Source organism: Saccharopolyspora sp. SCSIO 74807 (assembly GCF_037023755.1).
In the GTDB taxonomy this organism is placed as follows: domain Bacteria; phylum Actinomycetota; class Actinomycetes; order Mycobacteriales; family Pseudonocardiaceae; genus Saccharopolyspora_C; species Saccharopolyspora_C galaxeae.
In genome coordinates this window covers 597,844-620,000 of record NZ_CP146100.1, presented here as the reverse complement: position 1 = coordinate 620,000, position 22,157 = coordinate 597,844, and the positions used below count along the sequence as shown (strand labels likewise).

The following is a 22,157-nucleotide window of genomic DNA, read 5'->3' as shown; positions in this document are numbered from 1 at the left end:
TGAGTTGTGGGTAGGGGTGAAAGGCCAATCAAACTCCGTGATAGCTGGTTCTCCCCGAAATGCATTTAGGTGCAGCGTTGCGTGGTTCCTGGGTGGGGTAGAGCACTGGTTGGTTGATGGGCCTTGTTGGTTACTGAAGTCAGCCAAACTCCGAATACGCCTGGGTTTAGCGTGGCAGTGAGACGGTGGGGGAGAAGCTTCATCGTCGAGAGGGAAACAGCCCAGAGCATCGGCTAAGGCCCCTAAGTGTGTGCTCAGTGGAAAAGGATGTGGGATTGCTGAGACAACCAGGAGGTTGGCTTAGAAGCAGCCATCCTTGAAAGAGTGCGTAATAGCTCACTGGTCAAGTGGTCCTGCGCCGATAATGTAGCGGGGCTGAAGTACACCGCCGAAGCCATGCCGATCATACTTTTGTGTGGTTGGGTAGGGGAGCGTCCTGCATGCAGGGAAGCATCCGGGTAACCGTGGTGTGGAGTGTGTGGGAGTGAGAATGCAGGCATGAGTAGCGAGTGCAGAGTGAGAATCTCTGCCGCCGAGTGACCAAGGGTTCCTGGGGCAGGTTCGTCCGCCCAGGGTGAGTCGGGGCCTAAGGCGAGGCCGACAGGCGTAGTCGATGGAGAACGGGTTGATATTCCCGTACCCGTGTACACGCGCCCATGGTGAAACGGTTGAGACTAACCATCCGCGAGCATTGGTGGTCTTCGGACTTCTGGTGTGAGTGCATGGGACCTGATGCCGGAGTAGTCAAGTGATGGGGTGACGTAGTGGGGTAGCTGTGCCAGTGAGTGGTGGTACTGGTGTAAGCCTGTAGCCCGTTGTCCAGGGAAATCCGGGCAACTATGTGGGTGAGGGGTGATGCGTAGCCGTGGTGGTGAAGTCAGTGTGCCCGTGCTGCCGAGAAAAGCCTCTAGCGATGTGTGTGCATGGCCCGTACCCGAAACCGACACAGGTGGTCCGGTAGAGGATACCGAGGCGGTCGGGTGAACTGTGGTTAAGGAATTCGGCAAATTGCCCCCGTAACTTCGGGAGAAGGGGGGCCAGTGCTGGTGAACCCGCGTGCCGGGGGAGCTGGTGGTGGCCGCAGAGGCCAGGGAGAAGCGACTGTTTACTAAAAACACAGGTCCGTGCGAAGTCGTAAGACGAGGTATACGGACTGACGCCTGCCCGGTGCTGGAACGTTAAGAGGACCTGTTACCTCTCTTTGGAGGGGGAAGCGGAGAATTTAAGCGCCAGTAAACGGCGGTGGTAACTATAACCATCCTAAGGTAGCGAAATTCCTTGTCGGGTAAGTTCCGACCTGCACGAATGGCGTAACGACTTCTCCGCTGTCTCGACCACAGGCCCGGTGAAATTGCAATATGAGTAAAGATGCTCGTTTCGCGCGGCAGGACGGAAAGACCCCGGGACCTTTACTATAGCTTGGTATTGGTGTTTGGTTCGGCTTGTGTAGGATAGGTGGGAGACTGGGAAGTGCTCACGCTAGTGGGTGTGGAGTCGTTGTTGAAATACCACTCTGGTCGTTCCGGGCATCTAACTCGGGTCCGTGATCCGGATCGGGGACAGTGCCTGGTGGGTAGTTTAACTGGGGCGGTTGCCTCCTAAAGGGTAACGGAGGCGCCCAAAGGTTCCCTCAGCTTGGTTGGTTATCAGGTGGTGAGTGTAAGTGCTCAAGGGGGCTTGACTGTGAGACTGACGGGTCGAGCAGGTGCGAAAGCAGGGACTAGTGATCCGGCACTGGCTGGTGGTAGTGGTGTCGCTCAACGGATAAAAGGTACCCCGGGGATAACAGGCTGATCTTGCCCAAGAGTTCATATCGACGGCATGGTTTGGCACCTCGATGTCGGCTCGTCGCATCCTGGGGCTGGAGTTGGTCCCAAGGGTTGGGCTGTTCGCCCATTAAAGCGGCACGCGAGCTGGGTTTAGAACGTCGTGAGACAGTTCGGTCCCTATCCGCCGCGCGCGTAGGAGTCGTGAGGAAGGCTGTCCCTAGTACGAGAGGACCGGGACGGACGGACCTCTGGTGTGCCAGTTGTTCCGCCAGGAGCAGGGCTGGTTGGCTATGTTCGGGAGGGATAACCGCTGAAAGCATCTAAGCGGGAAGCCTGTTCCAAGATGACGGTTCCCACCCTTGATGGGTTAAGGCCCCCTAGAGATGATGGGGTTGATAGGCTCGGCATGGAAGTTCGGTAACGGATGGAGTGGACGGGTACTAATAGGCCGAGGACTTGCCCACAGGGATGTCTCGTGTCCACTATATGGTGTCTGAGGCAACAACTCGTTGGTTGTTGTGTTTGACTTGTGAATATTGGTTTTCACCTTTGGTGAGCACACCCGTATGGGGTTTGGGTGTGTGTTGGTTTGTCGGTGGGTATAGCGGAGCGGGGTACGCCCGGTCCCATTCCGAACCCGGAAGCTAAGCCCTCCAGCGCCGATGGTACTGCACTTGTGTGGGTGTGGGAGAGTAGGACACCGCCGACAATACTCGTAAATGGGGAAGGCCCCGGAACCACGGTTCCGGGGCCTTCTGCTATTCACAGACGGATATCATGAAGTTGCCGCAGGTGCGTTATGTCGCCGCGGCGGTGGCGGACTCGAAGTCCGCCACATCGCGCCTCAGCTCTCGCGCCGTCGAAGCAGCTCGAAGCAGAGCACGGCCGCAGCACTGGCGACGTTCAACGATTCGACCCCGCCCCGCATCGGAATGGCGACCCGCTGCGCGATGCGCGTGGCGACGTCCTCGGACAGTCCGGCCGTTTCGCTGCCCAGCACGAAGGCGGCGCGTGGTCCGAAGTCGGCCTCGAAGACGTTCTCCGGGCCGTGCGCTTCCAGCGCGTAGAGCGGGTAGCCGGCTTCGGTCAGCTGTTCCGCGGCGTCACCCGCGGTCGTTGCACGCAGGACAGGCGAGTGGAACGCGATCCCGGCGGAAGCTTTGACGACCAGCGGATCCAGTCCGGCAACGCCTCGGTGCGGCACGACGATGCCGTCGATCCCGGCGGCCGTGGCGGTCCGGAGGATCATCCCCACGTTCGCCGGCGTGGTCAGTCCGTCGAGCAGCAGTACCTGGCGCGGCGCGGTGGCGGGGTCCTCGAGCGCGTCGACCAGCGGACGCATGTTCCTGGCTACGACGTCGGCGAGCACGCCTTGGTCGTGCCGCCCGTTGCCCGCCAGCACCTTGACCCGATGCGCGCTCGCGCGCTGCACCTTCACCGCGCGATCCGCGGCGGCCTCCTTGATCTGGTTGATCATCGCACCGCCGAGGCCCTCGGCGATGATCACCTTGTCCACGCGCAAGTCCATGTCGGACAGCGCCTCGAGGACCGGTTTCCGGCCGTAGACGGTGACGAACCGATCTTTTGGGGAGGCAGTGCTGGTCACGACGTCCAGTGTCACACGCGGCGCGCGTACGGCTCGTAGCCGCCCGGTGGTGTGCCAGTATCGCGGACATGCCCGATCGCCTCTCCGCCCTCGACGCCTCGTTCCTGTACTTGGAGGACCACACGACGCCGATGCACGTGGGAGGGGTCGCGGTGTTCCGCCGTCCCCGCACCGGGTTCGACTACGACAGCGTGCTGGCGATGATCGACCGCAGGCTGGGCCTGGTGCCGCGGTACCGGCAGAAGGTCCGGCAGATACCGGGCCGGTTGGCGCGACCGGTGTGGGTGGACGATCAGGACTTCGACATCACCTACCACGTCCGGCGTTCGGCGTTGCCGAAGCCGGGCAAGGACGAGCAGCTGCACGATCTGGTGGCGCGGCTGATGTCGCGCAACCTCGATCCGGCGCGCCCGTTGTGGGAGCTCTACTTGGTCGAAGGATTGTCCCGGAACAGGGTCGCGGTGATCACCAAGACGCACCAGGCGATGATCGACGGGATCGGCGCGATCGACATCGGCCAGGTGCTGCTGAACACGGCTGCGGAGAACTCTTCGGCCGAGCGCGAGGATCTGTGGATGCCGCGTCCGGAACCGAGTTCCGCGCAGCTGGTGCTCGAGGCGGTGACCGAAGCGGTCCAGCGCCCTGGCGAAGTCGTGGAGAACGTCCGTTCCGCGGTCGTGGACGCGACCGCGACGGTGCGCAAGGTTTCCAGCGCGCTCGGCGGCCTGGCCTCGGCGGTGCGTGCCGCGGCGTTGCCATCGCCCGGCGGCCCGTTGAACGTCCCGACCTCGACGCAGCGGCGGTTCGCCGTCTCCAGCGCCAGGCTCGACGATTTCCGGGCCGTCCGGCGCGCACACGGCGGGACCGTCAACGATGTCGTGCTCGCGGTCGTGTCTGGCGCGCTGCGCAGTTGGCTGCTCTCGCGCGGTGAGGCGGTGTCCTCGTCGACCACGTTGCGCGCGATGGTGCCGGTCTCGGTCCGCGGCGGCGACGTCGCGGGTGGCGAGTCGGCGGACGGGACCGGCATCGGTTCGGAGACCAATCGGGTTGCCGCGTACTTGGTGGATCTGCCGGTCGGCGAATCGAACCCGGTGTTGCGGCTGCACCACGTCAGCCACGCGTTGCGCGCGCACGCCGAGTCCGGGCAGTCGGTGGCTGCCGAGGCGTTGGTGGGTGTGTCCGGTTTCGCGCCGCCGACGCTGCACGCCTTGGGCGCGCGCGTGGCGAACGTGTTCTCCGACCGGTTGTTCAACGTGCTGATCACGAACGTGCCCGGCCCGCAAGTGCCGCTGTACGCGGCGGGCGCGAAGATGACGGAGATGTTCCCGGTGGTGCCGCTGGCGAAGAACCAGTCGCTGTCGATCGGGGTGACCTCCTACGACGGAGGGATGTACTTCGGGCTCAACGGTGACCGGGATGCGATGTCGGATGTGCACGTGCTTGCGGCGATGATCGGGGAGTCGGTGGAAGAGATGATCGGGACGGTCGACGGATGAGGGTTTATCTGCCCGCCACGGTGCGGATGCTGCGGGGCTTCGTGGAGGACTCGCAGATGCAGCCGCTGAGCGGAACGGCGTTCGCGTTGACGCCCGCGTTGCGGGAGTCCTACGCGGCCGGTGACACCGAGGAATTGGAGTACGCCGCGATGCGGGAGGCCGCCAGGGCCTCGCTGCGGTTGATCGCGAGCGAGCTCGACGAAGAGGAGAAGGGGGAGCTGCGCCGCGTCGTGGTCTCCGCCGATGTCGCGGACCCGACGCTGCGCCCGGACCTGGACAACGCGGTGGTCCGGCTGTCCGGCCCGGTGCCGTGGAAGAAAGTGGCGGCGGTGCACGTGGACACGTCCGAGGCCGAGGAAGCCGTCCGGGCGGCGGCCGAAGTCATCGATGCCGCGGACCTGGGTGATCCGGACGCGGACTTCGTGCTCGGTGAAGCCGAGGACCACGAACTGGCCTGGTACGCGCCGCAGGAAGTGCCGTTCCTGCTGGAACTCATGTGAACCGGGGCGCCGGGGTGCGCTCCGACGCACCCCGGCGCCGAGTCAGCGGCGGAAGGTCACTGCGGTGGCTGTGCCATCGGTAGCGGCCCGCTGGGGAACTCGCCGACCTGCTCGGGCGGTGGCGGCGTGATCTGCACGGGCCCACCCCAGTCGCGGTAGTCGGACTCCAACGACACCTGCCCGGCCTGCGCGACCTTCTGCGCGGCGGCGAACCGCATCGGCAGGCCATCTTGGCCGATCCACAGCTCGTAGCCGATCTCCGGACGCCCGTTGTCCGCGGCCTGCTGCAATCGTCGGCGCTGCTGGTCGTCCGGGGCCTTGGCCGCGGCCGCTGCCGTGAGCACGCGCAGGCTGTAGCGCGTGGCGGGTTTGCCGTCGAGCTGGTCCGGAGCGCTGGACTGGATCTTGGTGGCGGACTCGATGCCCTGGAAGGTCGCGCGCGGATCGGTCGAGTCCTGCAACTGCCGCAGTGCGGGAGCGAGCAGCTTCGCGGCGAAGTCGGTGCCGTCGGGGGCGATCCGCAGCCACGGTTTGGCCGGTTCCGGCCGCAGCAGCGCCGACTTCAGGTATCCGACGCCGTCGAGGATCGCGAGGTCCAGGGCTTGCGGCGGCTGAGCCGGGGAGGGACGAGTGCTCCCGCGCAGGCTCACGTCGGCGTGATCGCCGCTGTAGCGGGCGAGTCCCTGCCCTTGGAGATCGCCGATGAAGCCGAGGTCGCCGCGAACCGTGGTGCGCACGCTGCCGCGCTCGCTGATCCGGTTGATCACGTCGGTGAGCAGTGGTGCGGCGGTGGGTCTCGGGTCGGGACGTGCTGCGGCGGCCGATGCGGGCTTGGCCGGTGGCGGAGTTTCCGGTGCGCTGCAGGCACCGAGACCGATGGTCGCCAGCAGGCTCGCGGACACGATTGCGGTGCAGGAGCGCGCCAGTGCGCTGCGGTCGTGGTTTCGGGCGCGTACTGAGGGCATAACAGCTCCTCGTCGGGAGTCGGCGTCCGCGGCCACGCTAGCAACGTTGCGCGTGCGCGCCAGGCGTCGGCGACGCCGATCACGTGCTGCGCGGCGAGTGAAAATCACCGGGATTCCCGTTGGTGCAACGGTTTTCCCACCTGCGACCGGTACGTGGCGGAACCCGCGCGCCACCCCGGCGGGTGGTCACTGCTCGTCGCGGCCTGCGCGGGAGCGCAGCAACCGGCGCAGCGAGCCGAGCTGCTCGGCGCTGCCGCCTTCGGCGACGTAGGTGTCGAGGTTGCATTCGGGGTCCTCGGCGCCGCCGAGGTGGCCGCAGTTCGGCGGGCACTCTTCGGCCGCTTCGGCGAAACCGGGGAACGCCGCGGTCAGGTCGTCGGGGGTGACGTGCGCCAGCCCGAACGAGCGGATCCCCGGCGTGTCCACGACCCAGCCGCCGTCCGGCAGCGGCAACGCGACCGCGGAGGTCGAGGTGTGTCTGCCCTTGCCCACCCCGCTGACTTCGCCGACGGCGCGCTCGGCCTCCGGGACCAGCTCGTTGACCAGGGTCGATTTGCCGACGCCGGAATGCCCGACCAGCGCGCAGACGCGCCCGCCGAGCGCTTCGCGCAGCTGCTCGTGCGGGTGGTCCATCCGAGTCACCAGCACCGGCAGCGGCAGCGCCGAGTAGCTGCTGAGCATGTCCGCGGGCGAGGCCAGGTCGGATTTGGTCAGGCACAGCAGCGGAACGAGCCCACCCGCGTACGCGGCGACCAGGCACCGGTCGATGAGTCCGGTGCGCGGCGGCGGGTCGGCCAGCGAGGCGACGATGACGAGCCGTTCGGCGTTGGCGACCACGACCCGCTCGTACGGGTCGTTGTCGTCGGCGGTGCGGCGCAGCACGCTGCGGCGTTCGCCGACCCGCACGATCCGGGCGAGCGTGTCCGGCCGGCCGGAGGTGTCGCCGACCAGCCCGACGGTGTCGCCGACGACCACCGGCGTGCGGCCGAGTTCGCGCGCCCGCATCGCCACGACGAGCCGACCGGGATCGCTGTCGAGCGCGCAGGTCCACCGGCCGCGGTCCACGGCGACGACCATCGCCTGGTCCGCGTCGGCGTGTTCGGGACGCAGCTTGCTGCGCGGCCGGCTGTTGCGCCGTCCGGGGCGTACCCGCACATCGGATTCGTCCAGGTCCCGCCAGCCGCGCCGTGCCATCAGGACACCGGCTCCAGCATCGTCGTCCACATGCCGGGAAAGTCGGGGATGGTCTTCGCGGTGGTGGCGATGTCTTCCACGGCGATGCCGGGCACCCGCAGGCCGAGGATGGCCCCGGCGGTGGCCATCCGGTGGTCGGCGTAGGAGTGCCAGGTACCGCCGTGCAGCGCGCGCGGGCGGATCCGCAGCCCGTCGGCGGTCTGCTCGACGTCGCCGCCGACCGCGTTGATCTCGTGCTGCAGCGCGGCGAGCCGATCGGTCTCGTGCCCGCGCAGGTGCGCGATGCCGCGCAGCGTGGAGGGTCCGTTCGCCAGCGCGGCCAGGGCGGCGACGGTGGGCGTGAGTTCGCCGACCTCGTGCAGGTCGATGTCCACGGGCGCCAGCTCGTCCGGGCCGGTGACGGTAAGCCCCGATTCGTCCAGCTCGTTCTGCGCGCCCATCTCGGTGAGGATTCCGCGGATCGCGTCCCCGGCCTGCGTGGTCGCCCGCGGCCATCCCGGCACGGTGATCCGACCGGCCGTGGCCGCTGCCGCGGCGAGGAACGGGGTGGCGTTGGACAGGTCCGGTTCGATCTCCGCGTCCAGCCCGCGGACCGGTCCGGGGGCGACGTACCAGGAATTCGGCTGCTCGTCGTCGACTTCGACACCGCGTTCGCGCAGCATCGCCACGGTCATGTCGATGTGCGGCAGCGACGGAACCGGAGCGCCTTCGTGCACGACGGTCACACCTTGTTCGTACCGCGCGGCGGACAGCAGCAGACCGGAGACGAACTGGGAGGACGCGGACGCGTCGATGGTGACCCGCCCGCCGGGAAGTTTGCCGGTCCCGTGCACGTCGAACGGCAGCGCGCTGCCGCTGACCTCGGCGCCCAGTGCCCGCAGCGCGTCCAGCACGGTGTCCAGCGGACGTTCCCGGGCGCGGGGATCGCCGTCGAAGGAGATCCGGCCTTCGGCGAGGGCGGCGACCGGCGGTACGAAGCGCATGACGGTGCCGGCGAGCCCGCAGTCCACGGTCGCCGGTCCGCGCAGCTCAGCGGGTTCGACCAGCCAGGAACCGTCCGCGCCGTCCCGGACGTCCGCGCCGAGCGCGCGCACCGCCGCGGCCATCAGCTCGGTGTCGCGGCTGCGCAGCGGGTTGCGCACGGTGCAGCGACCGGTGGCCAGCGCCGCGAGCACCAACGCGCGGTTGGTGATCGACTTCGAGCCCGGGACGGGCACGGTCGCTCGCACGGGATGCTCGGCGACCGGGGCTGGCCAGTGCTGCGTCATGTCCCAATGATCCCGCATTCGCCCACGTCGAACCGGTCGGGGCGGGCTCGGGAGTTCGACGCTGTCGGTGGCTGCTGCAACTATGGGTGCACAGACGCCAGTAGAGGAGGTGGCCAGGGCATGTGCGGCAGGTACGCCTCCACGAAGGACCCGGCTGCGCTGGCTGCGGAGTTCGCGGCCACCGATGCCACCGGCCGCGCCGGGCACGCGGCCGACTACAACGTCGCACCGACCAAGGACGTCCCCGCCGTGGTGCAACGGCACCCGCGCGACTCCGCGGGCGAACCCGACCAGTGGCGCACCGAGCGCAGCCTGCGGCTGATGCGCTGGGGCCTGGTGCCGAAGTGGGCGAAGGACCCGAAGATCGGCAACCGGATGATCAACGCGAAGGCCGAGACGGTGACCGGCAAACCGGCGTTCCGCTCGGCCGTACGATCCCGGCGCTGCCTGCTGCCCGCCGACGGCTGGTACGAGTGGCGCCGCGACGCCGACGGCAAGCAGCCGTTCTTCATGACCTGCCCGGACGGTTCCAGCCTGGCGCTGGCCGGAATCTGGGAGACCTGGCGCGATCCGGCGGACGCGGCGGACGCTGCGCCGCTGGTGACCTGCTCGGTGCTGACGACCAGCGCGATCGGCCCGCTTGCCGAGGTGCACGAGCGGATGCCGCTGGTGCTGCCGAACGCGTCCTGGGAGAGCTGGCTGGATCCGGACCGCGCCGATGTGGACGAGCTGCTCGCGCCGTCCCGCGAGGTGGTGGACGCCCTCGAACTGCGCCCTGTGTCGCCTGCGGTGAACAACGTGCGCAACAACGGCGCGGAACTGCTGGCCCCGGTGGCCGATCCCGTTGACCCGGTAGCGTTGGATCATGCGCGGGACTCGGGGTGATGGCTGATGTGCGGGCGATACGCGAACCAGCAGGATCCCGCTGCGTTGGCCGGTGAGTTCGAGGCGGTCGATCGCGCCGAGGGGCTGCTCGGTCCGGACTACAACGTCACGCCGACCAAGACCGTGCCGATCGTCGTCGAGCGCGCGACCGGCTCCGGCCCCGAGCGCAGCCTCCGTCCGGTGCGGTGGGGCCTGGTCCCCACCTGGGCGCAAGATCCCGGCAGCGGTCCGCCGATGATCAACGCCCGGGCGGAGACGATCACCACCAAGCCCGCCTACGCGGAGTCCGCCGCGCGGCGCCGCTGCCTGATGCCCGCGACCGGCTGGTACGAGTGGCGACCCGGCGAACGGCGCAAGCAGCCGTACCTGTGTTCCCGGGGCGACGGGACGAGCCTTGCGATGGCGGCGGTGTTCTCCGCGTGGTGGTCGCCGGACAGCACCACACCGCTGGTTACCTGCGCCGTCGTCACCACCGCCGCTGTTGGTGAGTTCGCCGCGGTGCACCACCGGATGCCGCTGGTGCTGCCCCGGCAGAAGTGGGCGCAGTGGCTCGACCAGACCCGCACGGACGTCGACGAGCTGCTCGCACCGGACGTCCGAGCGCTCGACGAGCTCGAACTCACCGCGGTCTCCAGCGAGGTGAACAACATGCGCAACAACCACCCCGCGCTGCTCGAGCCCGCGGAGCCGGCGCCGGAACCCGCCCAGCAGGGCGCGCTGTTCGAGTCATGACGACCGCCGAGCTGGACACCCCGCACGGCCCGGCGCGGGCGGAGCTGCACTGCGCCGAGGAAGGCCGCGCTGCGCTGCTGCTCGGGCACGGCGCGGGCGGTGGCATAGCAGCACCGGACCTGGTCGCGCTCACGCGTACCGCCACCGAGGCCGGAGTGCACGTCGCGCTGGTGGAGCAGCCCTACCGAGTGGCGGGGCGCCGTGCTCCGGCACCGGCGAAGCAGCTGGACGCGGCGTGGCTCGCGGTCGCCGAGGATCTCGGCCAGCGCTGGTTCCAGGACCTGCCGCTGCTGTTCGGCGGCCGATCCTCCGGCGCCAGGGTGGCTTGCCGGACCGCCGAGGCCGGGGCGGCTTCCGCGGTGCTGTGCCTCGCGTTCCCGCTGCATCCGCCGGGCAAGCCGGAGAAGTCCCGGCTGGACGAACTCGCAGGCGTGGACGTGCCGGTGCTGGTCGTGCAGGGCGAACGGGACGCGTTCGGCCAACCCGAGCCCGCGCACGAGCGGGAAGTCGTGCTGGTCGCCGGGGACCACTCGCTGAAGGCCGGGGTGGACGCGTTGTCCCGCGCCGCCGACGAGTGGCTCGGCCGGATCCTGCGGCTGCTGGACTGAGCGCTCACCCGGCGATGTCGGCGACGCGCGCGTCCAGCAGGCGGACCAGTTCGGCCGGGGCGAGTTCGATCTCCAGGCCGCGCCGTCCGGCGCTGCAGAAGATCGTCGCGAACTGCTCGGCGGAACTGTCCACGACCACCGGCAACCGCTTCTTCTGGCCGAGCGGCGAGATGCCGCCCGCGACGTAGCCGGTGGCGCGCTCGGCGGCGCCCATGTCGGCCAGCTTCGCCTTCTTGCCGCCGCGGGCCGCGGCCAGCGCCTTCAGGTCCAGCTGACCGGTCACCGGCACCACGCCGACCGCGAGCTCGCCGTCGACGTCGGCGACGAGCGTCTTGAACACCTGCTGCGGAGGCTGCCCGAGCGCGTCGGCGGCTTCCAACCCGTACGACTCGGACCGCGGATCGTGCTCGTAGGCGTGCACCTGGTGCGCGATTCCCCGCTGGCCCAGCAGCGCCGTAGCCGGAGTGCTTTTGCCTGCCATGACGACGACCTTATAAGTCGTTCGCACCGCCTACTCTCCGCCAGCGGCGGGCCCGGGCGGAATACGTCCGCCCGGCGTCGTGTTGCACGGGGCGTGACGGATCAGACGAACACATGCGTACTCGAGCGGCGGCCGCGTTCGTCCGGGTGCTCACAAGCGGGTGAGCAGGGCCTGGGACGGGTATCCTCCAAGTGGGTCCATGCGCAGGACGGCATGGGTTCGTCGCCAGCAGCCACCTCGTCCTGGCGGCGGGAAAGGAACCCGGTGGCAGACACCCCGGAGACGCCTGGGAACTCAGGAGCTCCCGACAGCGCAACGCCTGCGGCCGACGCGACCGCACAGGCCGCGGTCGACGGCACCGACGGCGCGGTCGAGGAAACCGCGGCGGAACGCGCCGCCCGCTTCGAGCGGGACGCGATGCCGCTGCTCGACCAGCTCTACGGTGCGGCGCTGCGGATGACCCGCAACGCCCCGGACGCCGAGGACCTGGTGCAGGAGACCTACTTGAAGGCGTACTCCGCGTTCAAGTCGTTCAAGCAGGGCACGAACCTGAAAGCTTGGCTGTACCGGATCCTGACCAACACCTACATCAACGGCTACCGCAAGCGGCAACGGCAGCCGCAGCAGCAGCCCACCGACGAGATCCAGGACTGGCAGCTCGCGCAGGCCGAGAACCACACCTCCAGCGGGCTGCGTTCGGCGGAGCTGGAGGCGTTGGACCGGCTGCCGGACACCGACGTGAAGGATGCGCTGCAGCAGTTGGCGGAAGAGTTCCGCATGGTCGTCTACCTGGCCGATGTGGAAGGTTTCGCCTACAAGGAGATCGCCGAGATCATGGGCACGCCGATCGGTACCGTGATGTCGCGGCTGCACCGCGGCCGCAGGCAGCTGCGGGACATGCTGACGGACGTGGCTCGCGACCGCGGTTTCCTCCGCGCGGGCAAGCAGGAGGTGGGTACCTCGTGACTTGTGGCGAACACGACGAGGCGTCCTGCGAGGACGTGCTCGCGGAAGTCTGGTTGTTCCTGGACAACGAGTGCGACCAGGAACGCCGGGACATGCTCCAGCGCCACCTCGACGACTGCGGCAGCTGCTTGGAGCACTACGGCATTGAGGAGCATCTCAAGGAGCTGCTGCACCGCAAGTGCGGCGGCGAGCACGCGCCGTCCGAGTTGAAGGAGCGGTTGCGCAGCTCGATCCGGGACACCGTGCTGCGGCAGGCCGATGTGACGGTCGAGCGCGGTCCCGAGGGCACTTCGGTGGAGATCCGCGCGAAGCGGACCTCAGCGGCCGAGTAGCAGGCCTGGAACGTGAATGAGCCCCGAACCTCGCGCGGTTCGGGGCTCATCGTCGTTCTGCGGCGCACCGCGCCTCATCCACTCAATGGGCGCTTGCCGTGGTTGGCCTTGTTCTTGCGCCGATCCTTCTTCTTGCGTGCGCGCTTGCCCATTCGGCAACCTCCCTCGCGTCGTCGGGCACTCGGCAAGGTCGCGGAACGTGTTCCCGCGCCGAGTTGGTGACTCTTCGAGTTTCGCACGAGTGCCACCTGCTGCCATCGGGTGGCCCGCGACGTGGTTTCCTTGGACGAGGCCCTCCCGGGCCCGCGCTAGTGAGGGGAAACCATGGCCGAAGAGATCCGTGCCGAAATGGTCGCCAACGTCATGACCGTCTCGGTCGCCGAGGGCGACACCGTGCGGGATGGTGACTCGCTGGTCCTGCTCGAGTCGATGAAGATGGAGATCCCGGTGCTGACCGAGGGCGACGGCACGGTCCGCACGGTCGCGGTCCGAACGGGCGACGTGGTGCAGGAAGGCGACCTGATCGCGGTCGTCGAATCCTGACTAAGGAGTTCCTTGTCGACGCTGAGTGATCTCCTGGCCGAGCACACCGGCCTGTCCGGTGCGGCGGCCGACCACCTCCAGCTCGTGGTCGCGGAGTGGCAGCTGTTGTCCGACCTGTCGTTCGCCGATTTCCTGCTGTGGGTTCCGGTGGGACCGGCGGACGCCCGCGAGGAGCGGTTCCTGTGCGTGGCGCAGGCCCGGCCCACGACGGCTCCGACGGCGCATCCGGAGGACGTCGTCTCCAGCGAGGTCACGCCCGAGGAGCACCCGCAGCTGCGCCGCGCGGCGCTGGAAGGACGGATCTGCCGGGAGGAGGACCCTCGCTGGCACCTGGGGGTGCCGGTGCGGCGGGAGACGATCCCGGTGAATCTGGACGGCCAGGTCGTCGCCGTGCTCAGCCGGGACACGAACCTGGCGGTACCGCGAGTGCCGAGCCCGCTGGAGATCTCCTACTTGGGCAGCGCGGCCGATCTGTGCCAGATGGTCGCCGACGGCACGTTCCCCACTCCGGAACCGGCGCCGGACGTGCACACGAGTCCGCGGGTCGGGGACGGCCTGGTGCGGGTGGACGCTTCCGGCACCGTCGTCTTCGCCAGTCCGAACGCGTTGTCGGCGTATCACCGCATGGGCCACGCCGCTGACCTGGTGGGCGTGCAGTTGGCGCCGCTGACCAGGTCGTTGCTGTCCGATCCGTTCGACGCGGACGAGGTGGCGCAGCGCATCCGGCACGCGATCGCCGGCGAGCCGAGCATGCGCGTCGAAGCCGAAGCGCGGGGTGCCACGGTGCTGTTCCGCGCATTGCCGCTGCAGCCGCGCGGCCAGGTCGCTGGTGCCTTGGTGCTGGTGCGCGACGTTACGGAGGTCAAGCGCCGGGACCGGGCGCTGATGTCCAAGGACGCCACGATCCGCGAGATCCATCACCGCGTGAAGAACAACCTGCAGACCGTGGCCGCGTTGTTGCGGTTGCAGGCCCGGCGCACCGGCAATCCGGAGGCACGGCTGGCGCTGGACGAGTCGGTGCGGCGGGTCACTTCGATCGCGCTCGTGCACGAGACCTTGTCGATGTCGGTGGACGAGCGGGTCGACCTGGACGACGTCGTGGACCGGGTCATCCCGATGATGAGCGATGTCGCGGTCGCGGAGACCGGGGTGAAGGTCCGGCGGGACGGCCGTTTCGGCGTGGTGCAGGCCGAGTTGGCAACGCCGCTGGTCATGGTGCTGACCGAGCTGGTGCAGAATGCGTTCGAGCACGCTTTCCCGGCGGAGACCGGGGGAGAGGTCGTCGTGCAGGCGGAGCGTTCGGCGCGTTGGCTGGACGTTGTCATCACCGATGACGGTCAGGGCCTGCCGAAGGGTTTCTCCCTCGAACGCGCCGAACGCCTCGGCCTGCAGATCGTGCGAACCCTCGTCGAGTCCGAACTGCGGGGTTCGTTGAGCCTGCGCGGTCGAGGTAGGCAACGCGGTACGGAAGCGGTGTTGCGCGTTCCGTTGAAGTACCGGCGCTGAGCTCGCCGCTGCAGGCGGTGCGTCGATGTGTCGGCAGGCCCTGCGGGGTGGCCTGGCTGGGATCGATCGGCTCGGTCGTCGGTGCTACGGGGGTGTGCACCGGGACCGGCATCGACGCTGATCGACCCGGTTCTCGTCGGGGGGTTTCCGTTGTTTCAGTGGCGGCCGCCGTGTGGTCGCCGGGGCGGGAGCAGGGTCGGCCGGGATGCTCTGCGGCCGACCCGCTACGCTAGTTGAGCTGTCAGCGGATTCGCTGCTCAGGCGTTGGTGCGAGCCGCCCGAGTGCGCGAGCTGCGCCGCTTGAGCGCGCGCCGCTCGTCCTCGCTCATGCCGCCCCAGACACCGGCGTCCTGGCCGCTCTCCAGTGCCCAGGCCAGGCACTCGGAAGCAACCGGGCAGCGCCGGCACACGGCTTTCGCCTCGGCGATCTGCAGCAGCGCAGGACCGCTGTTCCCTACGGGGAAGAACAGCTCGGGGTCCTCGTCACGGCAAACCGCATCGTGGCGCCAGTCCATCGTTCCTTGCTCCTCGCTAGGCGCGCCCCGTGGCGCGCCGGTAGTTCGTTCGGGGTGTTTGTGAATGCTTTCACGGAGTCCGTGTGCTTGTGAATGCTTTCACGAACTGCCGTGATGTCAAGAGTTCGATCTAGTCCCGTGAGTCAACTCACCTGAAAGATCGATGGGTCTTGACCAGCGGTTTCAGATGATCGCTGGTCACGGACGGGGTCGCCGACCAGTGATCGGGGTCCGTTACGAGAAGGTTATACAGCGACCCGCAATGCGTCCGGGATCGAAGCGAACTCGATCACCGATCGCTCGCCCAGGTTGTCGCCGTCCACCTGCAAGCGCAACGGCTCCCGACAGGCTACGTGCAGGTGCCCCACGTCCGCACGGCGAAAAGCGTTTCTTCCGTGTGGTTTCGCTCTACCGCGGAGCATCTGCGCGATGTAGCGCAGCACAGCGTAAGCGTTCATGTCGCTGAGCGAGAAGATCCCGAGCCCGGTATCGAACGTGGTGTCCGGATTCATCCGCATCGGCCGGGAGCCGAGGTAGGTCCACGGGTCGGTGTTCGACACGAACGCGGTGTGCAGGCCGCTGACCGGTGCTTCGCCGCCTGCCTGCACGGTGATCTGGGCGGGTCGCTGCGCCACGCGGAAATAGCAGGCCAGCGCGGTGCGCGCGTAGAGCGCCGGGGTGACCTCCCGGCCGCGGCCGCGGAGCCGGTCGACTTCGGCGACCACGTCGGCGTCCCAGCCCACGCCTGCGTTGAAGGTGAACCAGCGGTCGTTGGCCTTGCCCAGGCCGACGCGGCGGCCGGTGCCTGCGGCGACCGCCTCCAGCAGGCGGTGGGTGGCCTCGACCGGATCCTTGGGCAGGCCCAGGGCACGGGCGAACACGTTCGCCGAGCCGCCCGGCACGACACCGAGCGTCGGCACCCGATCCCTGCCCGCGGGATCGGCGAGCATCCCGTTGACGACCTCGTTGACCGTGCCGTCTCCGCCGTGCGCGATGACCAGGTCCACGCCCTCGTCCACGGCGTCGCGCGCGATGTCGGTGGCGTGCCCCCGGTAGCGGGTTTGCACGACCTCCAGCTTCAGCACGTTGGCCAGGGCGTGGGCCAGCACGTCCCGCCCGGCCGCCGTGGTGGCGGTCGCGTTCGGGTTGACGACAAGCACGGCGCGCACGACGTGCAGCCTAGGGGAGGCGCTTCGAGCGTCGCGCAGGGTCCGCCGTGCGGGACGCCGGAGGTTCGGATCAGGCCGAAGCGGGTCTCCCTTCCGCGTCGGGGAAGGGACGGGCCGGAGGCGCTGCTGCCCCGGGCCGACGATGGCCGCGGCTCGCCAATGCCGAGCTGACCGCGTGGCGGGTCCGCTGCTCGCGGTGCGCCCGGTCGTGCGCTTGCCATCGATCTCCGGCGGCGGCTCCGCTGCGGTGCGCAACCCCGAAAGCGCACCGGTGCTCGCCTGCTGCGCCGGCAACGGCCGGAAGCGAAGCGGGTCCGCGGAACACCCCGTAGTCCACGACCGCCGCACCAGCCATGCGCTGATCTTCGCCCGCGGCCCCGGCCGTAGTCATGCGTCGTTCGGGCGGTATTACCATCGAAAGCGCACACGCAGAGTCACGATCGGTGTTATGGGGCGAGTACCGCGCACCGGTGGCTCCGCGCCGCCGACTCTCCCGGAAAGGCGAAGCCGCCGTGCCGTCTCCTGCTCCTCCGCGCACCGTGCGGATCGCCGCCGTGATCACCATCGCCGAGGCCGCCCTCGGGCTCGCCTTCGTCATCGCGCTGCTGGTGCGCGCGCCCTCGGCCGCAGGCGGCGTGGGTGCGCTCAACAGCACCAACACCTTCGGCGAGGCCGGCTACTTCGCGATCATCTCGGCGGCCGTGCTGGCGGCGGGGATCGGGATGTGGCAGGGCAGGTTCTGGGCGCGGACGCCTGCGCTGCTGTTGCAGCTGATCCTGCTCGGCATCGCCTGGTACGCGATCGGGCCGTCCGAACAGCCGCTGATCGGCTTCGTGATCGCGGTTCCGGCCGTGGCCGTGCTGTGGTTCATGTTCAACCGGAACGGGCGCGTGTGGTCGTTCTACGGCGGGGGAACGCACGATTCCGGGGGCGGGGGAGAGTAGCGGCCCGCTCTCAGCTTGGCGGAATGGTGCAGCCTCAGCCTCCGAAGTCGTGCAGCGCCTCGCCGGTGAGCCGGTGCACCGTCCACTCGTCCATGCCGACGGCTCCCACGGATTCGTAGAACTCGATCGCCGGCGTGTTCCAGTCCAGCACCGACCACTCGAGCCGCGAGTAACCGCGCGCGACGCACTCCTGCGCCAGCGTGCGCAGCAGCTGCTTGCCGAGGCCGGAGCCGCGGTGCGCGGGCAGCACGAACAGGTCCTCCAGGTAGATCCCGTGCGTGCCGTGCCAGGTCGAGAAGTTCAAGAACCACAGCGTGAAACCGGCGACCGCACCATCGGCTTCGGCGACGTGGCCGAACAGCGCCGGCTGTTGCGCGAACAGCGCGCGGTGCAGCTGGGCTTCGGTGAGGTGGCATTCGTGCGCCGATTCCTCGTAGTCCGCCAGTGCGTGCACCAGCGCGACGACCGCGGGCACGTCGGGCTCGGTGATCCGGCGGATCTCTTGCGCCACGGTGTTGTTCTCCCGGTTCCTGTCCTGGTCAGCGCGCGTCCTGCGGCGCGGGCACGTTCGAGCGTTCGAGCTGCGGCACGCCGCGCTCGTGACCGAGCACGGTAATCCCGGCCGGATCGAGTGCGAACCGCACGCCTTCGGTGCCGGGCAGGCCGAGCCAGCGCGCGATCAGCACGCGGCTGAAGTGCCCGTGCCCGGACAGCACGACGTCGGTGCGGGGCGGTTCGGCGGTGATCCGCGCGATCAGCTCGTCGGCGCGGGCGGTGACCTCCGCCGCGGATTCGCCGCCGGGGCAGGGGTGGGTCCAGACCGTCCACTCCGGAACGCTCTCGCGGATCTCCGGCGTGGTCCGGCCCTCGTAGTCGCCGTAGTCCCATTCGGCCAGCAGCGGCTCGGTCGCGGGCACCAGCCCGGCGAGTTCGGCGGTGCGCCGGGCGCGTTGCCGCGGGCTGGCCAGCACCGTCGCCGGTGCGTCGCCGCGCAGGTCCGCGAGGGTCTTGCCCGCCGCCCGCGCGAGCCGTTCGCCGCGTCCGGTCAGCGGCACGTCCGTGCGCCCGGTGTGCCTGCCGGTGCTGGACCACTCGGTCTCGCCGTGCCGCAGGACGAAGATCCGGTGCTGCGCCGATTCCGCCACACCCCAAAGTCTAGGTGCGCCGGTTGCACGAAAAGACGCCGGCCGGACGGGTGCGTTCCCGTCGGCCGGCGCCTTGGTCGCTACCGGGAGCTCAGCCCTTCTTGGTCTCCCAGAAGATCTTGTCGATCTCCGCGATGTAGTCCAGCAGCTGCTGCCCGGTGGAGGGGTCCATCGAACCCTTGGTGCCGGTCGCCCCAGCGGCCTTGGTGGCCTTGTTGACCAGCTCGTGCAGCTGCGGGTACTTCTCGAAGTGCGGCGGCTTGAAGTAGTCCGTCCACAGCACCCACAGGTGGTGCTTGACCAGCTCGGAGCGTTCCTCGGCGATGATGATCGCGCGAGTGCGGAACTCCTGGTCCTCGTTGTTCTGGTACTTCTCCTGGATCGCCTTGACCGACTCGGCCTCGATCCGCGCCTGCGCCGGGTCGTACACGCCGCACGGCAGGTCGCAGTGCGCGGTCGCCTCCAGCTTGGGGCTGAGGATTCGGGACAGTAGACCCATCATTCCTCCCTGACAGTGAATGCTCCGACGAGCGTGACCCTACTCTCGAAGATCCGGGACGTCTTCCTGGAGGGCCGGGCTCCGCAGGCGGGCGCGCGCCCGGTTCGAACGGGAGGTGACGCGGTGTCGTGGCTGGACCGCTGGCCTTGGCGGCGGGTGCTGGTGCGCGGTGGCTCGATGGTGCCGTCGCTGCACGACGGAGACGTCGTCGTGGTGCGCACGAGAGCACCGGCGAAGCCGGGCGACGTGGTGCTCGTGCGGTGGGATGCGCGGCCGGAGCAGTTGTCGGTGAAGCGGGCGCTGCGCGAGGACGGCGGCGGTTGGCACGTGCGCGGTGACAACGCGGGAGCGTCCACCGACTCGCGGTCGCTCGGCCCTGCGCGGGTGTTCGGCGTGGTGGTTTGTCGGTTGTGGCCGAAACCGCGGCGAATGCGTCGTGCGCAGGCAGAGTGATCGGCGTTCACTTTCTTTACATCGTTTACGTAAACAGGGTTCACAGTGGCGCTGCGGGACTGCATGCTCACGCTCCATGAGTTTCACCCGCAGGCGCATGCTCGGGCTCGCGGCGCTGCAGACGGCCGCCGCGCTCGGCATCGGCACCGTCTCCACCCGCCCCGCGAAGGCCGCCGAACGCTCCTACGTTCCCGCCGTCGTCGTCGGATCCGGCTACGGGTCGGCGGTCACCGCGCTGCGACTCGGCGAAGCCGGAGTTTCCACGCTGATGCTGGAGATGGGGCGCAGCTGGAACACCGCCGCCGACGACGGCACGATCTTCTCCTCGATGCTGACCCCGGATCACCGCAGCATGTGGTTCCGCAACCGCACCGAGGCACCGCTGGCGAGCTTCCTGTGGCTGGACCTGGCGAACCGCGACATCAAGCCGTTCGCCGGCGTGCTGGACAAGGTCCACTTCGACGAGATGTCGGTCTACACCGGACGCGGCGTCGGCGGCGGCTCGCTGGTCAACGGCGGCATGGCGGTGACACCGCGGCGGGACTACTTCGAGCAGATCCTGCCGCAGGTGGACGCCGAGCAGATGTACGCGCGGTACTTCCCGCGGGCCAACCGGATGCTGGGCACCAACTCGGTGGACCGCTCGTGGTTCGAGCAGTGCGAGTCCTACCGCTACGCGCGGCTTTCCCGGCAGCAGGCGGGCGCGGCCGGGTTCCGCACGGCGTTCGTGCCCAACGTCTACGACTTCGACTACATGCGGCGGGAAGAGGCCGGCGAAGTGCCGAAGTCCGCGCTGGCCTCCGAAGTGATCTACGGCAACAACCACGGCAAGCGCAGCCTGGACAAGAGCTACATCCCCGCGGCGCTCGGCACCGGCAACGTGACGTTGCAGACCCTCACGCAGGTGCGGTCGGTGCGCCGCGAGCCGGGCGGGAACTACGTGCTGACCATCGAGCGCATCGACGAGCTCGGCGAGTCCCGCGGTACCAGCGAGATCGCCTGCAAGTACCTGTTCCTCGGCGCGGGCAGCGTCGGCTCCACCGAGTTGCTGCTGCGCGCCCGGGAAACCGGTGCGCTGCCCGAGCTCTCCGACGCCATCGGTGAGCAGTGGGGCAACAACGGCAACGTGATGCTCGGCCGCGCCAACCATCCGTGGAACGCGACCGGGATGGTCCAGTCCGGAATGCCCTCGCTCGGCATCGACAACTGGGACGACCCGGTGAACCCGGTGTTCGCCGAGATCGCACCGGTGCCCGCCGGGGTCGAGACGTTCGCGAGCCTGTACCTGGCGATCACCCGCAACCCGGAACGCGGCCGGTTCGTCTACGACGCCGCGAGCGACTCGGCGAAGCTGCGGTGGACGGAATCCCAGACCCAGCCGTCGATCGACGCGGCGAAGGCGGTGTTCGACCGGATCAACCGGGCCAACGGCACCGCGTACCGGCACGACCTGTTCGGCGACGACCGGGCCTTCGAGAGCCGGTTCACCTACCACCCGCTGGGTGGCTGCGTGCTCGGCCACGCCACCGACGACTACGGGCGGGTGCGCGGCGGCACGAACCTGTACGTCACGGACGGCTCACTGATCCCGGGTTCGACCGGGGTGAACCCGTTCGTCACCATCACCGCGCTCGCCGAGCGCAACGTGGAACGGGTTCTCGCCGAGGACTTCTGAGGTTCAGGACCGGGCGGCGTGCTGCTCGCGGAGTTCCGCGTAGCGCGCCTGGCACGTTTCGTAGGCGGGCAGCAGTCCGCGTTCGGCGGCTTCGGCGAGCGTGGGCGCGGCCCGGTCCTTCTCGGAGAGCACGGGCTCGCCGGACAGGTAGTGCTCCCACGGCAGCCCGAGTTCGGCGTCCAGCGGCGCGATCCCGTGCTCCGCGCTGGGGTTGAACGGCGTGGAGCACAGGTAGGCCAGCACCGTGTCGTCCTCCAGCGCCAGGAAGGCGTGGCCGAGTCCTTCGGCGGTGTAGAGCGCGCGGTACTCGGTGGAATCCAGCTTCGCCGCGGCCCACTGCCCGAACGTCGGGGACCCGACCCGGATGTCCACCACCACGTCGATCAGCGAACCCTGCGGGCAGTACACGTATTTGGCCTGCCCGGGCGGCACGTCCGCGAAGTGCACGCCGCGGATCACGTTGCGCGCGGAAACGCTGTGGTTCGTCTGCGCCAGCCGCAGCGGGTGGCCGACGGCTTCCAGGAACGCCGACTCCTGGAACGGCGCCACGAAAAGGCCGCGGTGGTCGGGGAAGGACTTCGGGGTGAACTCGTGCACACCGCTGATCTCGAAGGAGCGAACTCGCACGGCGGGCACTCTATGACCGCGCCGGTCGCTGCGTGCGGTGTGGTCCGCGGTCTCGCGGGGGTGGACCGCGGACGGGGTTCGGCGGGAAAATCCGGAAATCTTGCCGTGCTGCGAAGGTTCGACCGGAAACCGCAGTCGTTACACCCGGCTGCTCGATCAAGTCTGTGACCCTGGTCGCAGACAGTCATCGGCGCTGCTGGCACACTGGACGAACCGCAGCGTCCACCGGTCCGCCGTCCGCACCAGGACGACCGGGACCGGTCTCCGACGCCCGCCGTG

The 22,157-nt window shown here is 68.8% G+C and carries 24 protein-coding genes and 2 rRNA genes (1 of these 26 running past the window's edge); 14 read left to right on the top strand and 12 right to left on the bottom strand.

Annotated elements, in window-relative coordinates:
• A 23S ribosomal RNA gene (locus V1457_RS02795) occupies positions 1-2,233 on the top strand; it begins 852 nt to the left of the window's first position.
• A gap of 127 nt (positions 2,234-2,360) precedes the next feature.
• A 5S ribosomal RNA gene (gene rrf, locus V1457_RS02790) occupies positions 2,361-2,478 on the top strand.
• A gap of 135 nt (positions 2,479-2,613) precedes the next feature.
• Here the strand turns inward: rrf and V1457_RS02785 are convergent.
• Positions 2,614-3,375 carry an RNA methyltransferase gene (locus V1457_RS02785; RefSeq protein ID WP_307850313.1) on the bottom strand — a complete coding sequence of 254 codons (762 nt, stop codon included), beginning with the start codon at positions 3,373-3,375 and terminating at the stop codon, positions 2,614-2,616.
• A gap of 68 nt (positions 3,376-3,443) precedes the next feature.
• Between V1457_RS02785 and V1457_RS02780 the strand changes: the two genes are divergently transcribed.
• Complete coding sequence (locus V1457_RS02780; RefSeq protein ID WP_295148787.1) at positions 3,444-4,871, top strand: wax ester/triacylglycerol synthase family O-acyltransferase; 1,428 nt, start codon at positions 3,444-3,446, stop codon at positions 4,869-4,871.
• Positions 4,868-5,371 carry a DUF6912 family protein gene (locus tag V1457_RS02775; protein ID WP_200073233.1) on the top strand — a complete coding sequence of 168 codons (504 nt, stop codon included), beginning with the start codon at positions 4,868-4,870 and terminating at the stop codon, positions 5,369-5,371. Before V1457_RS02780 ends, V1457_RS02775 begins: the two co-directional genes overlap by 4 nt.
• 56 nt (positions 5,372-5,427) lie before the next feature.
• Here V1457_RS02775 and V1457_RS02770 read toward each other — a convergent pair whose 3' ends face one another.
• The 3 genes from V1457_RS02770 to aroA form a co-directional block, all read right to left on the bottom strand.
• Positions 5,428-6,336, bottom strand: coding sequence for a hypothetical protein (locus V1457_RS02770; protein ID WP_295148781.1), 909 nt, complete (start codon positions 6,334-6,336; stop codon positions 5,428-5,430).
• 186 nt (positions 6,337-6,522) lie between these two features.
• On the bottom strand, positions 6,523-7,530 hold the full coding sequence (gene rsgA / locus V1457_RS02765) for a ribosome small subunit-dependent GTPase A (protein WP_338599865.1): 1,008 nt from the start codon (positions 7,528-7,530) through the stop codon (positions 6,523-6,525).
• Entirely contained in the window at positions 7,530-8,798 is a 1,269-nt protein-coding gene (aroA, locus tag V1457_RS02760) for a 3-phosphoshikimate 1-carboxyvinyltransferase (protein ID WP_338599862.1), read from the bottom strand. The genes rsgA and aroA overlap by 1 nt, the downstream gene beginning before the upstream one ends.
• Positions 8,799-8,918: 120 nt before the next feature.
• On the opposite strand from aroA, the gene V1457_RS02755 reads away from it, so the two are divergent.
• The 3 genes from V1457_RS02755 to V1457_RS02745 are packed head-to-tail and all read left to right on the top strand — an operon-like array spanning position 8,919 to position 11,023.
• The gene (locus tag V1457_RS02755) at positions 8,919-9,683 is read left to right on the top strand and encodes an SOS response-associated peptidase (RefSeq protein WP_338599859.1); all 765 of its coding nucleotides are present in this window, start codon (positions 8,919-8,921) and stop codon (positions 9,681-9,683) included.
• A 6-nt stretch (positions 9,684-9,689) separates the two neighbouring features.
• Positions 9,690-10,415, top strand: coding sequence for an SOS response-associated peptidase (locus tag V1457_RS02750; RefSeq protein WP_338599856.1), 726 nt, complete (start codon positions 9,690-9,692; stop codon positions 10,413-10,415).
• Positions 10,412-11,023 (top strand): alpha/beta family hydrolase, encoded by a 612-nt coding sequence (locus V1457_RS02745; RefSeq protein WP_200073228.1) that lies wholly within the window; start codon positions 10,412-10,414, stop codon positions 11,021-11,023. Before V1457_RS02750 ends, V1457_RS02745 begins: the two co-directional genes overlap by 4 nt.
• 4 nt (positions 11,024-11,027) lie before the next feature.
• On the opposite strand, the gene ybaK is transcribed toward V1457_RS02745, so the two are convergent.
• Positions 11,028-11,504 (bottom strand): Cys-tRNA(Pro) deacylase, encoded by a 477-nt coding sequence (ybaK, locus tag V1457_RS02740; RefSeq protein WP_338599852.1) that lies wholly within the window; start codon positions 11,502-11,504, stop codon positions 11,028-11,030.
• A gap of 213 nt (positions 11,505-11,717) precedes the next feature.
• On the opposite strand from ybaK, the gene V1457_RS02735 reads away from it, so the two are divergent.
• Complete coding sequence (locus V1457_RS02735; protein ID WP_374220977.1) at positions 11,718-12,470, top strand: sigma-70 family RNA polymerase sigma factor; 753 nt, start codon at positions 11,718-11,720, stop codon at positions 12,468-12,470.
• Positions 12,467-12,802 (top strand): mycothiol system anti-sigma-R factor, encoded by a 336-nt coding sequence (gene rsrA, locus V1457_RS02730; RefSeq protein WP_200073225.1) that lies wholly within the window; start codon positions 12,467-12,469, stop codon positions 12,800-12,802. Before V1457_RS02735 ends, rsrA begins: the two co-directional genes overlap by 4 nt.
• A gap of 74 nt (positions 12,803-12,876) precedes the next feature.
• On the opposite strand, the gene V1457_RS30540 is transcribed toward rsrA, so the two are convergent.
• A complete protein-coding gene (locus V1457_RS30540; RefSeq protein WP_374220979.1) occupies positions 12,877-12,954 on the bottom strand; it encodes a 50S ribosomal protein bL37 in 78 nt (25 codons plus the stop codon).
• A 172-nt stretch (positions 12,955-13,126) separates the two neighbouring features.
• On the opposite strand from V1457_RS30540, the gene V1457_RS02725 reads away from it, so the two are divergent.
• Both V1457_RS02725 and V1457_RS02720 read left to right on the top strand, forming a co-directional pair.
• Positions 13,127-13,345: a biotin/lipoyl-binding carrier protein gene (locus V1457_RS02725; RefSeq protein ID WP_200073224.1), complete on the top strand. Its 219-nt coding sequence runs from the start codon at positions 13,127-13,129 to the stop codon at positions 13,343-13,345.
• Between the two features lie 12 nt (positions 13,346-13,357).
• Positions 13,358-14,851, top strand: a complete 1,494-nt coding sequence (locus V1457_RS02720) for a PAS domain-containing sensor histidine kinase (RefSeq protein ID WP_200073223.1) — start codon at positions 13,358-13,360, stop codon at positions 14,849-14,851.
• Positions 14,852-15,108: 257 nt separating this feature from the next.
• Here the strand turns inward: V1457_RS02720 and V1457_RS02715 are convergent, their stop codons facing one another.
• Together V1457_RS02715 and V1457_RS02710 are read right to left on the bottom strand one after the other, a co-directional pair.
• A complete protein-coding gene (locus V1457_RS02715) occupies positions 15,109-15,366 on the bottom strand; it encodes a WhiB family transcriptional regulator (protein WP_200073222.1) in 258 nt (85 codons plus the stop codon).
• A 245-nt stretch (positions 15,367-15,611) separates the two neighbouring features.
• Positions 15,612-16,535, bottom strand: coding sequence for a diacylglycerol kinase family protein (locus tag V1457_RS02710; RefSeq protein ID WP_200073221.1), 924 nt, complete (start codon positions 16,533-16,535; stop codon positions 15,612-15,614).
• Between the two features lie 512 nt (positions 16,536-17,047).
• On the opposite strand from V1457_RS02710, the gene V1457_RS02705 reads away from it, so the two are divergent.
• A complete protein-coding gene (locus V1457_RS02705; RefSeq protein ID WP_200073220.1) occupies positions 17,048-17,479 on the top strand; it encodes a hypothetical protein in 432 nt (143 codons plus the stop codon).
• Between the two features lie 34 nt (positions 17,480-17,513).
• Here V1457_RS02705 and V1457_RS02700 read toward each other — a convergent pair whose 3' ends face one another.
• From V1457_RS02700 to sodN, 3 genes are all read right to left on the bottom strand, one after another.
• Positions 17,514-17,990, bottom strand: coding sequence for a GNAT family N-acetyltransferase (locus V1457_RS02700; RefSeq protein ID WP_307850312.1), 477 nt, complete (start codon positions 17,988-17,990; stop codon positions 17,514-17,516).
• Between the two features lie 28 nt (positions 17,991-18,018).
• Positions 18,019-18,624 (bottom strand): acid phosphatase, encoded by a 606-nt coding sequence (locus tag V1457_RS02695; RefSeq protein WP_338599838.1) that lies wholly within the window; start codon positions 18,622-18,624, stop codon positions 18,019-18,021.
• A 91-nt stretch (positions 18,625-18,715) separates the two neighbouring features.
• Positions 18,716-19,123, bottom strand: coding sequence for a superoxide dismutase, Ni (sodN, locus tag V1457_RS02690; protein ID WP_338599835.1), 408 nt, complete (start codon positions 19,121-19,123; stop codon positions 18,716-18,718).
• Between the two features lie 33 nt (positions 19,124-19,156).
• Here sodN and V1457_RS02685 point away from each other — a divergent pair, with 33 nt between their 5' ends.
• Positions 19,157-19,576 (top strand): S24/S26 family peptidase, encoded by a 420-nt coding sequence (locus V1457_RS02685; protein WP_338599832.1) that lies wholly within the window; start codon positions 19,157-19,159, stop codon positions 19,574-19,576.
• A 76-nt stretch (positions 19,577-19,652) separates the two neighbouring features.
• Entirely contained in the window at positions 19,653-21,251 is a 1,599-nt protein-coding gene (locus V1457_RS02680) for a GMC oxidoreductase (RefSeq protein WP_338599829.1), read from the top strand.
• 3 nt (positions 21,252-21,254) lie between these two features.
• Here the strand turns inward: V1457_RS02680 and V1457_RS02675 are convergent, their stop codons facing one another.
• Positions 21,255-21,878 (bottom strand): dTDP-4-dehydrorhamnose 3,5-epimerase family protein, encoded by a 624-nt coding sequence (locus V1457_RS02675; RefSeq protein ID WP_295139734.1) that lies wholly within the window; start codon positions 21,876-21,878, stop codon positions 21,255-21,257.
• Between the last annotated feature and the right edge of the window lie 279 nt (positions 21,879-22,157).